The sequence below is a fragment of the Streptomyces sp. NPDC041796 genome, from assembly GCF_055590785.1.
Map to the genome: position 1 here is coordinate 1 of NZ_JBVJAH010000011.1, position 15,119 is coordinate 15,119.

The following is a 15,119-nucleotide window of genomic DNA, read 5'->3' on the forward strand; positions in this document are numbered from 1 at the left end:
GGGGCGACCCTGCACGGCCACACCCCGGTCGTACGCCGGGTGCGGGCCGGTGGTTCTTGTAAGACGGCGAGGAGGGGCCGTGCAGGGTCGCCCCCGCAGCGGATCGGCGGAGCGAAACGGTGAGGAGAGTGCTCGGGCACCCCGCCGACCGCGAGGAGGTGAGCCCGGAGGGGCCCCGACCCGGAACGCCGGCCGCAACCGACCTGCACACGCCGCACGGCCGCCGCCGTGACCGGGGCCGGGGCCGGGGAGAGTGTCAGGCCGCAGTGGCGCGGGGGCGGGTGGAGCCCGGGGACATCAGGCCGCCGCGGCGGAGGACGGCGTAGCCGAGGCCGATGCCGATGGCGACGGGCCATTCGATGACGTCGGCCGCGCCCAGGACCCCGAGGCCGAGGTAGAGCGGCAGGCCGCCCTTCGAGGGGAGCACCTGACGGGCGGCAGCGACCGGGAGCAGCGCCGCGTTCGCCGCGCCGTTCGCGACCCGGTCGAGGGACGGAACGGTGAAGCTGATCGTGCGGCCTCCTGGGGAGGCCTTGTCCTCGCTCCGCTCGGGGGCCGGTGCCTTGAGCGCCTTCGCCGCCATCTGCTGGTCGGCGGCCGTCGCGTCGGTGGGCTTGGTCTCGGTGGACTTCGTCGTGGTGCGCTTACGAGGTGCTGGAGAGGTGGCCACAGATCTCACATCCATGGATGCGGTATGGGCAGGTTGTCCATATTTCAGGGTATCCATTCCGGGACGGCTGAAGCGGACGTGACGACGACCGGAGGAACCAGCCATGTCACCGTTGCACCTGCTCGGACCCGTGGCGTCCGGCGTGACGTATGGCGTCGCCGTCGGCGTGCGCGGCGCCGCCGACGTGGCCGCGCAGCTCATGGGGCTGCCGCAGCGCGGCGTGTGGTGGCGGCCCGGGCGCTGCTACATCGAGGTGCACGGGGTGCACGGGGCGGGCGGCGACCGGGTCGCCCGGCGCGTCGAGCGCGCCCTGGAGGAGCATCCGGGCGTGCTGTGGGCCCGGGTGAACGCGCCGTCCGAGCGCGTGGTCGTGGCCGTGTCCGCACCGCCACCGTCGGACCGCGAACTGGTCGCCCTCGTCGAGCGCGCGGAAGGAGAGCTCGACGCGCACGCCGACGAGTTCGACGAGTGGTGCCCCGAACCGCACCACCCGAGCGAGGGCCCCGACACCCGCCAGTCGGTGCCCGCGCTGGCCGCCGACACGGTGGGGCTGGCCCTCGCCTCCGTACGGCGGCTGGCCCCCTGGTTCCGACTGCCGCCCGAGGTGGCGGCGCTCACGGGCGCCCTCCAGCGCCACCCGCGGCTGCGCCACCTGGTCGCCGAGCTCAGCAGCGCGGAGCAGGCCGAATCCGTACTGCCCGTCGTCAGCGCCCTCGCCCAGGGCGTGGCCACCCGGGGCGGCGGCCTCGCCCTGGACGCCTTCGAACGGGTCGCCCAGTGGCGCGAGGCCACCGCCGAACGCGCCGCGTGGAACGAGGCCGAGCCCCGGCTCGTCACCGGGCCGGACGACGCCTCGGCCGATCCGATCGTCGTCGACCGCGCCGGTCCGCCGCCCAAGGACACCACCGACCGGTACGCCGAGCGCGCCACGGCGGCGGGTCTGGCGGCCGGCGCGCTGGCGTCCCCGTTCGCAGGGCCGCGCAAGGGGCTGGCCGTCGCCCTGTCCGCCGTGCCGAAGGCCCCGGACGCCGGCCGCGAGGGCTTCGCCACCCGGCTGGGCCGGGCGCTGGCACTGCGGGGCGTCGTCACCATGGACCGGAGCGCGCTGCGGAGGCTCGGACAGGTCGACACGGTGATCCTGGAGGAGGACGCGCTGCGCAGCGACCGGTACGAGCCCGTGGACCTGGAGCTGCTCAGCGGCGCCGACCCCGAGCTGACCGCGGAGCGGCTCTTCGCGCTGTTCGACTCCGACGCGCCCCTGCGGACCGCCCGCGACGACGACGGCTGGATCCTCGGCCCGCTGGACGACCTGGAACTGACCGGCCGCACCGGGCGGCAGGCCGAGGGGCAGCTGCGCCGCCGGGGTGCCGAGAAGACACTCGGCCTGGCGCGTGGCCACCGGCTCCAGGCGGTGGCGGGGCTCGCCACCCAGACCGCCCCGGGCGCGGACGCCGTCGCCGCCGCCGCCCGCCGGGCGGGGGCGCGGGTGGTGCTGGCGACCGACCGGGAGTCCCCGGCGTTCACCTTCGCCGACGCGGTGGTCCCGGCGGGCGGGCGTCTGGTCGCCTCCGTACGCGGCCTCCAGGCCGACGGCGCGGTGATCCTGCTGGTGTCCGGCAACCGGCGGGCGCTGGGCGTGGCCGACTGCGGGGTCGGCGTGCACCGCGAGGGCGAGCCGCCCGCCTGGGGCGCCCACCTCATCGTCGGCGCCGACCTCGAATCGGCGGGGATCATCGTGGACGCCGTCGGCATGGCGGCCCGCGTCGACCGGGACAGCGCCGTGCTCGCGGCCGGCGGCAGCGGTGTCGGCGCGGTGGCCGCGCTGCAGGCGCCGCCCGCCCAGGCGACGGCCCGGGGCATGGCGGCCGGGACGACCGCCGCGAGCGTGGCGTTCTGCATGGGCGCCTGGCGCGCCCGGCAGCTCCTCGCCCGGCCCCTCGCCCCGCCCGTCACGAGCGTGCCCTGGCACCTGATGCCCACCGACCGGGTCCTGGAGCGGCTCCGCACCGGCGCCGACGGCCTGACCGCCGACGAGGCCGCCACCCGCGGTGGAGGTTCCGGCGGCAACGAGCCCGCCCGCCTCACCCTGCCGACCGCCTTCGTCGAGGAACTCGCGAACCCCCTGACCCCCGTCCTCGCCGGCGGTGCCGCCCTCGCCACCGCCGTGGGCTCACGCACCGACGCCGGGCTGGTGGCCGCCATCACGGGCAGCTCCGCGCTCATCGGCGGCTTCCAGCGCGTACGGACGGAACGCGCCCTGGAGGAGCTGTTCCGCCGCTCGGCCATCGGCGCGCGCGTACGCCGGGGAGGGCGCGAGCGGCTGGTGACGGCCGGCGACCTGGTGGAGGGCGACATCGTCCTGCTGCGGCCCGAGGACGTCGTACCGGCGGACTGCCGGCTGCTGGAGGCGGAGGGGCTGGAGGTCGACGAGTCGTCGCTGACCGGTGAGTCCCTCGCCGTCCACAAGGACCCGGCACCGGTGGTTGCCACCGACATCACCGGCCGCCGCTCGATGGTCTACGAGGGGACCACCGTCTCCTCCGGCCGGGCGGTGGCCGTGGTGGTGGCGACCGGTTCGAGCACCGAGGTCGGACGGAGCCTCGCCACCGCCCGGCAGGCCGCGCCCGAGACGGGAGTGGAGGCCCGGCTCGCCTCGCTCACCCGGTCCAGCCTGCCCATCGCGATCGGATCGGCCGGCGCGGTCGCCGCGTCGGGCCTGCTGCACGGGCGGCCCCTCGCCGACAACCTCGCCTCCGCGGTGAACCTCGCCGTCGCCTCCGTACCCGAAGGGCTGCCCTTCCTCGTCAACGCCGCCCAGCTGGCCGCCGCGCGGCGCCTGGCCGACGTCGGCGCGCTCGTCCGCAACCCGCGGACCATCGAGGCGCTCGGCCGCGCCGACGTGCTGTGCTTCGACAAGACCGGAACGCTCACGGAGGGCAAGCTGCAGCTGGCAGCCGTGAGCGACGGGGACGGCGCGCTGCCGCTGGACCGGCTGGACGGCCCGCGCAAGGACGTCCTCGCCGCCGCGCTGCGGGCCACCCCGCCCGCCCGGCAGGCCGAGCCCATGGCCCACCAGACCGACCGCGCCGTGACGGCCGGGGCGCGCAGCGCCAAGGTGTCCGTGCGGCAGGCGGCGGCACGCTGGCGGAGGCTGGACACGCTGCCGTTCGAGCCGTCCCGCCCCTACCACGCCACGTCCGGGCAGACCGCGCACGGCCCGCTGCTGAGTGTGAAGGGCGCGCCCGAGAACGTCCTGGCCCGCTGTGCCCGGCGCCGGACGCCCGACGGCCGGCCGCAAGCGCTCGACGACGAGGGGATCGCGGGGCTGAACGCGGCGGCGGAGGAGCTGGCGGGCGCCGGGCGACGTGTGCTGGCGGTGGCGGAGCGCCGGATGGACACCGGCGAGGACCTCACCGACGACAGCGTGCGGAACCTGACCTTCCTGGGGTTCGTCACGCTGGCGGACCCGGTCCGTGCGGGCGCCGCGCCCGCGACGGCGCGGCTGCGGGAGGCGGGCGTGCACACCGTGATGCTCACCGGTGACCACCCGGCCACCGCCGACGCCATCGCGTCCACCATCAGCGAGGTCACCGACCCGAAGGTCTGTACGGGCGCCGAGCTGGACGAGCTGAGCGACGACGAGCTGGACGCGCTCCTGCCGACCGTGGACGTCATCGCCCGGTGCAGTCCGCACCACAAGGTCCGGATCGTCCAGGCGTACCAGCGCGTCGGCCGGGTCGTCGCGATGACCGGCGACGGCGCCAACGACGCGCCCGCCATCCGGCTCGCCGACATCGGCATCGCGCTCGGGCGGCGCGGCACCCCGTCCGCGACGGCGGCCGCGGACCTGGTGGTCAGCGACGACCGGCTGGAGACGATCGTCTCGGCGCTGATGGAGGGCCGGTCCATGTGGGCGTCGGTGCGGGCCGCGCTGGGCATCCTCATCGGCGGCAACCTCGGCGAGGTCACGTTCAGCGTGCTGGTCTCCACGCTGACCGGCGCCACACCGCTGAACGCCCGGCAGATCATGCTGGTCAACCTGCTGACCGACCTGGCGCCCTCACTGGCCATCGCCGTGCGGGAGCCGGCCGGCCAGGCGGCGCAACGGCTCCTGGCGGAGGGCCCGAGCCGCTCGCTGGGCAGCGCGCTCACCCACGAGATGCTGCTGCGCGGCGCCATCACCGCCACCGGGGCGGGGCTGGCGTGGACCGGTGCCCGCCTGACCGGCCGCAGCAGGCGGGCGGGCACGGTGGCGCTCGCCGCGGTCGTCGGTACGCAGCTGGCCCAGACCCTCGCGACGGGCGGTCTCGACCGGAACGTGCTGGCCGCGAGTCTGGGTTCGGCGGCGGTGCTGGCCGCCGTGATCCAGACGCCGGGAGTCAGCCAGTTCTTCGGCTGCACCCCGCTCGGGCCGGTCGGCTGGGGCATCGCGCTGAGCTCGATCGCCGCGGCGACCCTGCTCGGTACGGCCCTGTCGCCGCTGGTCCGCACGATGACGGCCGCGGCGGAGGAGGAGCCGGACGAGCAGGAACCGGACCAGCGGGACGAGCGCGAGCCGGACGAGCGGGAGTCGCCCGCCTGAGCGGTCAGCGCTTGGCGTGCCGCCCGCGCGGGGCCGAGGGCGCGCCGTCCTCGGCGACCGGCTCCTTCTTCTTCTGGGAGCGGGCCCGCAGGTACTCGATCACGATCGGGACGACCGAGATCAGCACGATGAGGATGAGGATGGGCTCGATGTTCTTGTGGACGAACTCGATCTTGCCGAGCGAGGCCCCGAGCAGCGTCACACCGGCGCCCCACAGGACACCGCCGATGACGTTGAAGGTGATGAACGAGCGGTAGTTCATCCGGCTCACACCGGCGATGATCGGCGTGAACGTCCGCACGATCGGGACGAACCGGGCCAGGATCAGCGACTTGGGGCCGTGCTTCTCGAAGAACTCATGGGCCTTCTCCACGTTCTCCTGCTTGAAGAGGCGGGAGTCCGGGCGCTTGAAGAGGGCCGGTCCGACCTTGCGGCCGAAGAGGTAACCCACCTGGTCGCCGATGATCGCGGACAGCACGACCAGGGTGCACACCAGCCACAGCGGGGTGTCGAGCACGCCGGTGGTGACCAGCAGCCCCGTGGTGAACAGCAGCGAGTCACCGGGGAGGAAGAAACCGATCAGCAGTCCGGACTCGGCGAAGACGATGACCAGGACGCCGATGAGGCCGAAGGTCTCGATGAGGTAGTCCGGGTCCAGCCAGCTCGGTCCGAGCGCAAGCGTATTCACGGGTTCCGGGGCTCCTGGGTCGGTGGGCGGGGGACGGCTGCCCAAAGCTATCAACGCTTCCACCCCCCACCCGGTTCCACGTCCCCTTCCCTGCCCCCCGCCCCCGGGATCCGGGCCCCGAGAGCGGCCGGCCGCTTACGAGTGGCGGGCCGCGTTGGCGTGGATGGCGGCGTGGAGGTGTTCGGCGAGGCCGGGGGCCATGGCCTCGTAATAGGCCGTGAAGCGCTTGTCCGACACGTACATGTCCGCGAGGCCCCGGTGGATCTCGTAGGTGCAGTCGTAGTGCCACCGGACGATCTGCTGCCGGTGTTCCTCGGCCAGGTCCATCGCCCGCTCGCTCGTCGGCGGCTCGCCCTCCGACATCAGGGCCTGGTAGCGGGCGCCCCACTCGGTGGCCTCGTCCTTCAGGCGCTGCCAGTCGGCCTTGGTGTAGCGCGCGGTACGGCGCTGGGACTCCCGGTAGGCGTCGGTGCCGCCCCAGCGCTGCTCCGCCTCCTCGGCGTACTGGTCGGGGTCGTGGTCCCCGAACACTTCGAACTTCTCCTCGGGCGTGAGGTTGATGCCCATCTTCTTCGCCTCCATGGCGTGTTCGACGGCCTCGGCCATCTTCTGCAGTTCGGCGATCCGCGTGGTCAGCAGTTCGTGCTGGCGCCGCAGGTGCTCGCGCGGGTCCGCGTCGGGATCGTCGAGGAGGGCCGCGACCTGGTCGAGCGGGAAGCCCAGCTCCCGGTAGAACAGGATCCGCTGCAGCCGGTCGAGGTCGGCGTCGTCGTAACGCCGGTGGCCCGCGTGGCTGCGGCCGCTCGGGGAGAGCAGGCCGATTTCGTCGTAGTGGTGCAGCGTCCGCACCGTGACGTGGGCGAAAGCGGCGACCTGTCCCACGGAGTAGCTCATGGCTCTCCGCTCCCTTCTTCTCGGTACGCACACCAGGCTGGGTCCTCACCCGACGTGAGGTGCAAGTCCCCCTCGGCCCAGGTCCCCTTCAGTCCTCGCAGGCCAGCCGGAAGGTCACCCAGCGCACCCCGTCGGGCGACACCCCGTACGCGCAGCCGGAACCGGCGGACCGCAGGTACCCCAGCGGGCCGCGGGTGACGTGGTACGTGCCGGGGCCCGCCTCCCTGAAGGTACGGCCGCCGTCACCGCTGGTGTACGTGCTCCGCTCCCCGTGCACGGTCAGCCGGCCGCCCGGCCCGGCGACCACGACGCCCGTGAGCGTGCGGGGCTCGCGCCCCGGGCCGCTCGTCCACACCCGCGTCCAGGTCCGGCCGCCGTCCCGGGAGCGGTGCAGGGCGCGCAGCGGGTTCCTGACCTGTTCCCCGCCCCCGAGCTCGCCGCCCTCCGCGGCGTACACCGCGTCCGGGCCGACGGTGACCGCGATGCGCCACGCGGGACCGGCGGAGGGGCTGGGCAGCCTGCTCACCGTCCATGTCCGGCCGGCGTCCCGCGTCACGGCGACGGCCGTGCGGCCCGAGCGGGGTTCGACGCCCGACAGCCACCAGGATCCGTCGGGCTGGGCCTCGCCCGCCGGCGCGCGGTGCCGGCCGAGCCCCGGCTGCCGCGCCAGGAACCGGACCTTCCCGTCCTCGGGCGAGATCGCCACCAGCCGCGGTTCGTCGCACTCCTGCACGAGCGGCCCGTCCGGCCCGGCGCACCGGGTGGACAGCACCGCGCCTGGGGGGATCGTGTCGGCCGTGCCCGCCGCCCGCAGGTCACCGGCCCGCCAGGACCGGCCGCCGTCCTTCGTGAACCAGGTGCGCAGCGGATGCCGCTCGCTGCCCTCGTGGATCAGGGCGCGGCCCGGGCCCAGCACCGTGAGCGTGGCGGTGACGCCCACGCCGCGTACCTCGGGCAGCGGAGAGGTCCGCAGCACCCACCGGTCCGCGCCCCGGTCGAGCACCGCGACGTGCTGGCGGCAGAAGCCGTTCTCCGGGGCGGTCTCGTCCTCGACGCACTGGGCGAGCAGGGCGAACCCGCTCCCGTCGGCGGCGAATCCGGGGCTGTGCGACCAGCCGGGCAGGCCGGGAGCCGACGGGATGCGGGGCAACGCCGGTCCCGGGGTCGCCGACGGGGGTGGCGTCGGCGACGGCCGCGCCTCCTGCCCCGTACAGCCTCCGGCCACGAGTGACGCCGACAGCGCCGTCGCCGCCACCGTCCCGGTCACGCGTGCACGTCCGCGCATGGAGCCGCCCCCCGCCCTCCGGCCGGTCCGTGGCGGACCGTGCCGTCATGGAAGCACCGCGGGCCCCGACCCGTCAGCGGCTCGGCCGGCCGAAGTTCCGCGCCGCCGGCGGGACGACCGGCGAGCCGGCTACCGGACGTCCTCCGGGTGCGCCGTCCCCGTCGCGTACGGGTTCTCCTGGCCCTCCGCCAGCACGCCCACGAACGGCTCGCCCTCCCCCGCGAAGGTGTACGCCCCGCCCTCGATGCGCTCGATCAGTCCGCGGGTCCACGCGGCGCCCGCGTCGGCCGAGTGCACCCACATGTTCATGATCTCGCCGATGTGGCCGAGCGCCTCCGGCCCGTCCTCGGGGGTGTAGTACTCCGTGACGCTCGCCCGCCAGCGCTCCAGCCCCTCGATCCGCTGTCGGAGGAGCGCGACGGCCTCCTCGCGCGGCAGGTCGACGATGAAGCCGACCCCCGCGGACAGGACGTCCGTCTTCTGGTCATGGGTGGTCAGCGACTCGCGCAGCAGCGCGAAGTACTCCTCGGTGCCCTTGTCGGTGATCTCGTACTCGGTGCGGGGCGGGCCGCCGGCCGTGCTCGGCGCGGTCTCGTGGGCGTGCAGCAGCCCCTGCTTGGCCATCTGCTTGAGGGCGTGGTAGATCGAGCCGGGTTTGGCGTTGGACCACTCGTGCGCGCCCCAGAACTCCAGGTCGTTGCGGACCTGGTAGCCGTGCGCCCGCCCGTGCTGGCGCACGGCCCCCAGAACCAGCAGCCGGATCGCCGACATCTCCCACACACCCTTCGTAGTCAACTTTGACCAGGGTACGCAGGCGGTGCGGGCGGTGACCGTCAGGCGTGCTCCAGGGCGATCAGATCGAAGGCACTCTTGCCGTCCAGCGACTCACGGACGATGTCGGCGTGGCCGGCGTGCCGGGCGATCTCCTCGACGAGGTGCATGCCCAGCCACCGCATCGAGACGCGGGCGTCCTTCGGGTACCAGGGCGCGTCCGGGAGCGGGAAGGTGTCGTCCAGGCTCGGCACCGTCCGCAGGAACTCCTCCGTCTCCTCGGCCACCGCGTCCCAGAACGCCAGCACGCCCTTGACCGACTCGTCGTCCACCAGCCGGAAGCTGTCGGCCCAGTTCTCCTCGGTGCGCTGCTTCTCGTTGGGCCGCTGCTGGGCCAGCCGCAGCCAGGCCAGCTCCGTCTCGGCGACGTGCTTGACCAGACCCGACAGCGACAGCTCGCTCGCGCTGGGGCGGGACGCGGCCTGCTCGTCGGTCAGTCCGAGCACCGAACGGCGGACCGCGCCGCGCTGCGCCTCGATGAAGTTGAGCAGCGCGCCGCGCTCGTCGCCGTGAGCCTCTGCGGGAACGTGAGTGACCATGACCTGGTCCGCCTTTCCGGTCGGTGCCTTACGACAACCAACCTACGGACCCTTGCGGTCAGGCTCTGTCCTCAACTCGCGCGGAATCGAGCCCGACTCGCGCCCGACTCGCGTCCGAGTCACGCCGTCTTCACGCGGCGGAGGTCCCCGGAGCAGGGGTCCTCAGAAGGGGAAGCGGCTCCGGCCGTGCTGGATGGAGATCCACTTGTAGGTGGTGAAGGCGTCCACCGTCGCCTCGCCGTTCAGCCGCCCCACGCCCGAGTGCTTCTCGCCGCCGAACGGAACGATCGGCTCGTCGTGGACGGTGGCGTCGTTGATGTGGATCATGCCGGTGTGGATGCCCCGGGCGACCCGTACGCCACGCTCGACATCACCCGTGTGGACGGCGCCGCTGAGGCCGTACGGGGTGTCGTTGGCGATCCGTACCGCCTCCTCCTCCCCGTCGAAGGGGACGAGCATCACGACGGGCCCGAAGATCTCCTGGCCCAGGACGGGGGAGTCGTCGGGCAGGCCGGTCAGCACGGTCGGCGTCACGACGTTGCCCTCGGCGGTGCCGTGCACCAGCGCCGTCGCACCGGCCTCGACGGTCTGCTCGACGAGCGTGGTCACCGCCTCGGCCTGGGAGGCGTTGATGAGGGGACCGATGTGGGTGGCCGGATCGGCGGGGTCACCGGCCTTCAGGGTGCGGACCTTGGCGACGAACTTCTCGGTGAACTCCCGCTCCACCGCCCGGTCGACCAGCACCCGGTTGGCCGCCATGCACACCTGCCCCTGGTGCACGAACCGGCTGAAGACGGCCGCGTCGACCGCATAGTCGATGTCCGCGTCGTCCAGCACGATGAGTGCGCTGTTGCCGCCGAGCTCCAGCACGCACCGCTTGAAGTTGGCGGCGCAGACCGTGGCCACGTGCCGGCCGACCCGGTCGGATCCGGTGAACGAGATGACCTTGGGCACCGGGTGCTCGATCAGCGCGTCACCGATCTCCGCGATGTCGGTGATCACGACGTTGAGCAGGCCGGCCGGGAGCCCGGCGTCCTCGAAGATCTTCGCGACCAGCGCGCCGCCGAGGATCGGCGTGTTCTGGTGGGGCTTGAGGACGACCGCGTTGCCGAGGGCGAGCGCCGGGGCGACGGACTTGATCGAGAGCAGGAAGGGGAAGTTGAACGGGCTGATGACCCCGACGACGCCGACCGGCACTCGGTAGAGGCGGTTCTCCTTGCCGTCGACCGGCGAGGGGAGGATGCGGCCCTCGGGGCGCAGGGCCAGGTTGACCGCCTCGCGCATGAACTCCTTGGCCAGGTGGAGCTCGAAACCGGCCTTGGCCCGCGTACCGCCGAGTTCGGCGATGATCGCCTCGGTGATCTCGGCCTCGCGCTCCTCGATGAGTCGCAGCGCCCGCTCGAAAACGGCGCGGCGGGTGTACGGATTGGTGTCCGCCCACGCGCGCTGTGCCCGTTCGGCCGCCCGGTAGGCCTGGTCTATCTCCTCGACCGTGGCCACGGTTATGGAGGCGAGCTTCTCCTCGTTGTACGGGTTGAAGTCGATGATGTCCCACGAGCCGCCACCGGCCCGCCACTCACCGTCTATGTACTGCAGGGCCAGGTCTGTGAAGTAGGACATGCCATCCCTTCCCGAGGGCGCGCAAGCTCATACAGGTGTTTGATGGGACGTCATCCTACTGGCGGGTCACGTGAGTTGGAGGAGACCTCGGAGAAGGTCGCGGCTTTCCTCGGGGCCCGGGCTGTCCTGATGCAGCCGCTTCATCACCCGCTCGTACTGGGCCACTTCTTCGCGCTTGTCGAGGTACAGCGCGCTCGTCAGCTGCTCCAGGTAGACGATGTCGGAGAGGTCGGACTCGGGGAACCGCAGCATGGTGAACGCGCCGCTCTCGCCCGCGTGGCCGCCGAAGCTGAACGGCATGACCTGCAGCGTGACGTTGGGCTGCTCGGAGACCTCGATCAGGTGCTTGAGCTGGTCGCGCATCACGGCCCGGTCCCCGTACGGGCGGCGCAGCGCGGCCTCGTCGAGAACGGCATGGAACCGCGGGGCCCGCTCGGAGACGAGGATCTTCTGGCGCTCCAGGCGCAGCGCGACGCGCCGGTCGATCTCGGCCCGGGCGGCGTCCGGCATGCCGCGGGTGACGACGGCGTGCGCGTACGCCTCCGTCTGCAACAGGCCGTGCACGAACTGCACTTCATAGATACGGATGAGGGAGGCGGCGCCCTCCAGCCCGATGTAGGTCTGGAACCAGCCGGGGAGCACGTCGCCGTAACTGTGCCACCAGCCGGTGACGTTGGCCTCGCGGGCGAGGCCGAGGAGGGATTCGCGTTCGGTGTCGTCCGTGACGCCGTACAGCGTGAGCAGGTCCTCGATGTCCCTCGCCTTGAAGCTCACCCTGCCCAACTCCATACGGCTGATCTTGGATTCGGACGCCCGGATCGAGTAGCCGGCGGCCTCACGGGTGATGCCGCGCGACTCACGCAGCCGCCGCAGCTGCGAGCCCAGCAGGATGCGCCGCACCACGGAACCGCTCGATTCACTTGCGGTCACGTCTCCAACCCTCCCCATCGCTGATGTGTACGACGGAGCACCCCCGAGCCCCGAGACGGCGGATTCTGCCACCAAAACGCTTCACCGCGTACTCGCCCGGTTACGCAAAGACGAAGCCTTGACCGAGTCACGCCCTCTTGACCGTGCCTCCGGTGAAAGTCATGGGGGGAAGATATGCGCAGCAACCGGTGCGAGACGGTACAGACCCGGCGCGTGCACGTGCATCTGCCCTTGCATCAGGTGGTCCCATTCGGAACCATGGACCCCGCGCACCTGCGTAGTCGTTCGTGTTGTCGCACCACAGCCGCGAATCCCGGGAGTGCCTCGCATGGGGACGAATGGATCGACCATGCTCGAGCCTTTAAGGCAGGGGCTTCCGCCGATCGACGCCGCTTCCGTCTCCAGTTCCGCCTCGTGCGCACTGCCCGCCCGCTATGAAGCGGTGCGCGGCGCACGGAAGTTCACCAGCACGACACTGGCCCAGTGGGACCTCACCGACCGGTTCGACGACGTCGCACTGGTCGTCTCCGAACTCGTCACCAACGCGCTCCGGCACGCCCTGCCCGCCGACACGCCCCGTGACGCCCCGCACGACCCGCCCGTACGGCTGCATCTGATGCGCTGGGCGAGCCGTCTGGTGTGCGCGGTGCGCGACCCGAGCCCGGACAGCCCCGCGACGCGCGAGTCGGAGGAGGACTTCGCGGCCGAGTCGGGCCGGGGGCTGTTCCTGGTCGAGTCCTTCAGTGACAGCTGGGGCTGGCACCCGCTGGCCGGCACGCTGCACGGCAAGGTGGTCTGGGCCCTGTTCCGCCTCTCGGACACGCCGCAGAAGCCGTAGACAGCGAGAGCGTGGACCCGACGCCATCGAGGCGCCGCCTTTCCGGCGGCGCCTCGCGGTCGTGCCCGGGTCCCGCGGCCGTGGCCCGGAATCCGGCGGATCCGGTCCGGCTCAGCCGGCTATCAGGTGGTCGAACTCGCCGTCCTTGACGCCCAGCAGCATGGCCTCGATCTCGGCCGGCGTGTAGACCAGCGCCGGGCCGTCCGGGTGCCGTGAATTGCGTACGGCGACATCCCCGCCGGGCAGTTTGGCGAACTCCACGCACGAGCCCTGCGAGTTGCTGTGCCTGCTCTTCTGCCATACGACGCCGTGAAGCTCCGTGGCCGCCATGCCGTTGTACACGTAGTGCACAGGACGCTCCCCGAGATACATGTTGCAGGTGTCAACTATCGGGATCATAGCGGTGAATCCCGCGCAGGTGCGCGTGCAGATGCACGTGCACGCGGGGTGTTCCTGTGGTTACAAGCGCGTTGCTACTGCCCCGTACGCCATAAGAGACGTACGAGCGGCCGTAATGGCTCCCTCCCTTCCTCCACGACATACGAAAAGGCCCTCCGGGAAGGAGGGCCTTTGGTCGAATGTGCGTACGCGAGGACCGTCAGCGCGCCGACGAGGAGTACGGCAGCAGGGCCATCTCGCGCGCGTTCTTGATCGCGCGGGCCAGTTGCCGCTGCTGCTGCGCCGACACCCGCGTCACCCGGCGGCTGCGGATCTTGCCACGGTCGGAGATGAACCTCCGCAGCAGGTCGGTGTCCTTGTAGTCGATGTACGTGACGCCGTCGCGGTCGAGGGGATTGGGGCGGGACTTGGCGGGCTTGCGGTCGGCCGAGTGTCGGGGGGACATGGGGGTCAGACCTCCAGGAGGGCGTCGAAGGCGGGCGGGAGCCGCTTCCAGGCCTCGCGGCCCGCGGCGAACTCCGCGTCGGTGAGCAGGCAGGAGTCGAGGAGCTCGGCGAGCCCCTCCCGGTCCAGGCCGGGCGAGGTGAAGACCAGGTGCTGGCAGCAGTCCCCGTGCTCGGGGTCCCAGTCCAGCGCGGCCGCCGCCCGGCGCACCGGCGGGACCATCTCCCAGGCGGCGTCCGGCAGCGAGGCGAGCCACGGCCCGGCGGGCTCGACGCACAGGGCGCCGCCCGCCGCGTCCCACGCCAGCAGCGTGTCCGGCCGGTCGGCCAGCCAGAACCGCCCCCGGCTGCGCGCCGCCGCACAGCACAGGTCCTCCAGTGCCGCGTACAGCCGCTCCGGGTGGAACGGGCGGCGGCGGTGCCACACATAGGTGCCGACGCCGTGCGCGTCCGCCTCCTGGGGCAGCAGCGCACAGGCGGGGTGCTGTGCGGCCGCCGCCGCCTCGACGTCGAACCCCGCCAGCGCGGCGGCGGCCAGGTCCCCGTCGGGCAGGGTCACCCGGTGGGCCGTCGGGTGGAGCTGAGCCAGGAGCGCGCGGTCCTCGTCGTCGGCGTCCGGGTTGTCCAGGACGGCGAGGACCGGCGCGTACTCCAGCTGACGCGCCCAGGTGTCGGCGACCGTGCGCTGGTCGGTGGCGGCCGCGGCCAGCCCCGCCTCCTTCAGGTCGTCGCCGTTGCCGAGGTAGGGCAGCAGCAGCGCCGGGTCGACGGCGGTGATCACGGAGCTGACCGTCAGCCCGGCCGCCGCGACGACCTCGGCCATCGCCTTGGGTTCGACCGAGTCCCACAGCTCGACCACCGCGAGCCGCGTCAGCCCGGCGCCGGCGAGCCGTTCCAGCTCCGGCACCAGGTCCTCGCGCAGCGCGCAGCACGCGCAGTCGTTGACCAGCGGTGTCTCGTCCGTCGACAGGACACCGGTCGTGTCGCGCACGGTACGGGTGACCGTGCCCCGTTCGGCGGCGGCCGCCAGGTCGTGGTGGAGCGCGACGCTGCCGGGAACGGTGGCGAGCAGCCGGTCGACGGCGGCCGTGCGGGCGTCGGAGTGCAGCCCGCCGACGAGAGCGACGGACAGCATCAGCGTCCCTCGCGTCGCCGGCCGTACCGCTGCTCGAACCGCTCTACGCGGCCCGCGGTGTCCAGCACGCGCGCGTGGCCCGTGTAGAAGGGGTGGCTCGCGGACGAGATCTCGACGTCGATGACGGGGTAGGTGTTGCCGTCCTCCCATTCGACCGTCTTGTCGCTGGTGGCGGTCGACCGGGTGAGGAAGGCGAAGCCGCCCGCCTTGTCACGGAAGACGACGGGCTCGTACGGGGGGTGGATTCCGGGCTTCATGGTGCGCC

Annotated in this window: 14 protein-coding genes; 2 read left to right on the forward strand and 12 right to left on the reverse strand. The window is 72.8% G+C overall.

Annotation, left to right across the window (positions count from 1 at the left end; genetic code table 11):
• Positions 1-256 precede the first annotated feature (256 nt).
• On the reverse strand, positions 257-685 hold the full coding sequence (locus tag ACZ6C1_RS22560) for a hypothetical protein (RefSeq protein WP_469243003.1): 429 nt from the start codon (positions 683-685) through the stop codon (positions 257-259).
• A gap of 88 nt (positions 686-773) precedes the next feature.
• Here ACZ6C1_RS22560 and ACZ6C1_RS22565 point away from each other — a divergent pair, with 88 nt between their 5' ends.
• Positions 774-5,252: a cation-translocating P-type ATPase gene (locus ACZ6C1_RS22565; protein WP_469243004.1), complete on the forward strand. Its 4,479-nt coding sequence runs from the start codon at positions 774-776 to the stop codon at positions 5,250-5,252.
• Positions 5,253-5,256: 4 nt separating this feature from the next.
• Here the strand turns inward: ACZ6C1_RS22565 and ACZ6C1_RS22570 are convergent, their stop codons facing one another.
• From ACZ6C1_RS22570 to ACZ6C1_RS22600, 7 genes are all read right to left on the reverse strand, one after another.
• Complete coding sequence (locus ACZ6C1_RS22570) at positions 5,257-5,940, reverse strand: DedA family protein (protein WP_469243005.1); 684 nt, start codon at positions 5,938-5,940, stop codon at positions 5,257-5,259.
• Between the two features lie 135 nt (positions 5,941-6,075).
• Positions 6,076-6,834: a MerR family transcriptional regulator gene (locus ACZ6C1_RS22575; protein ID WP_469243007.1), complete on the reverse strand. Its 759-nt coding sequence runs from the start codon at positions 6,832-6,834 to the stop codon at positions 6,076-6,078.
• 88 nt (positions 6,835-6,922) lie between these two features.
• Entirely contained in the window at positions 6,923-8,119 is a 1,197-nt protein-coding gene (locus ACZ6C1_RS22580; protein WP_469243008.1) for an exo-alpha-sialidase, read from the reverse strand.
• 129 nt (positions 8,120-8,248) lie between these two features.
• Complete coding sequence (locus ACZ6C1_RS22585; protein ID WP_469243193.1) at positions 8,249-8,890, reverse strand: PadR family transcriptional regulator; 642 nt, start codon at positions 8,888-8,890, stop codon at positions 8,249-8,251.
• A gap of 62 nt (positions 8,891-8,952) precedes the next feature.
• Positions 8,953-9,489, reverse strand: a complete 537-nt coding sequence (locus ACZ6C1_RS22590; protein WP_469243010.1) for a DinB family protein — start codon at positions 9,487-9,489, stop codon at positions 8,953-8,955.
• A 162-nt stretch (positions 9,490-9,651) separates the two neighbouring features.
• Positions 9,652-11,109: an aldehyde dehydrogenase family protein gene (locus ACZ6C1_RS22595; RefSeq protein ID WP_469243012.1), complete on the reverse strand. Its 1,458-nt coding sequence runs from the start codon at positions 11,107-11,109 to the stop codon at positions 9,652-9,654.
• Positions 11,110-11,175: 66 nt separating this feature from the next.
• Positions 11,176-12,057: a helix-turn-helix domain-containing protein gene (locus ACZ6C1_RS22600; RefSeq protein WP_469243014.1), complete on the reverse strand. Its 882-nt coding sequence runs from the start codon at positions 12,055-12,057 to the stop codon at positions 11,176-11,178.
• Between the two features lie 310 nt (positions 12,058-12,367).
• On the opposite strand from ACZ6C1_RS22600, the gene ACZ6C1_RS22605 reads away from it, so the two are divergent.
• A complete protein-coding gene (locus ACZ6C1_RS22605) occupies positions 12,368-12,877 on the forward strand; it encodes an ATP-binding protein (RefSeq protein WP_469243015.1) in 510 nt (169 codons plus the stop codon).
• A gap of 111 nt (positions 12,878-12,988) precedes the next feature.
• Here the strand turns inward: ACZ6C1_RS22605 and ACZ6C1_RS22610 are convergent, their stop codons facing one another.
• The 4 genes from ACZ6C1_RS22610 to ACZ6C1_RS22625 form a co-directional block, all read right to left on the reverse strand.
• Positions 12,989-13,228: a DUF397 domain-containing protein gene (locus ACZ6C1_RS22610; protein ID WP_469243194.1), complete on the reverse strand. Its 240-nt coding sequence runs from the start codon at positions 13,226-13,228 to the stop codon at positions 12,989-12,991.
• A gap of 247 nt (positions 13,229-13,475) precedes the next feature.
• The gene (rpsR, locus tag ACZ6C1_RS22615; RefSeq protein WP_469243017.1) at positions 13,476-13,721 is read right to left on the reverse strand and encodes a 30S ribosomal protein S18; all 246 of its coding nucleotides are present in this window, start codon (positions 13,719-13,721) and stop codon (positions 13,476-13,478) included.
• 5 nt (positions 13,722-13,726) lie between these two features.
• Positions 13,727-14,854, reverse strand: a complete 1,128-nt coding sequence (locus ACZ6C1_RS22620) for a CobW family GTP-binding protein (RefSeq protein WP_469243018.1) — start codon at positions 14,852-14,854, stop codon at positions 13,727-13,729.
• A complete protein-coding gene (locus tag ACZ6C1_RS22625; protein WP_469243020.1) occupies positions 14,854-15,111 on the reverse strand; it encodes a type B 50S ribosomal protein L31 in 258 nt (85 codons plus the stop codon). Before ACZ6C1_RS22625 ends, ACZ6C1_RS22620 begins: the two co-directional genes overlap by 1 nt.
• Positions 15,112-15,119 lie beyond the last annotated feature (8 nt).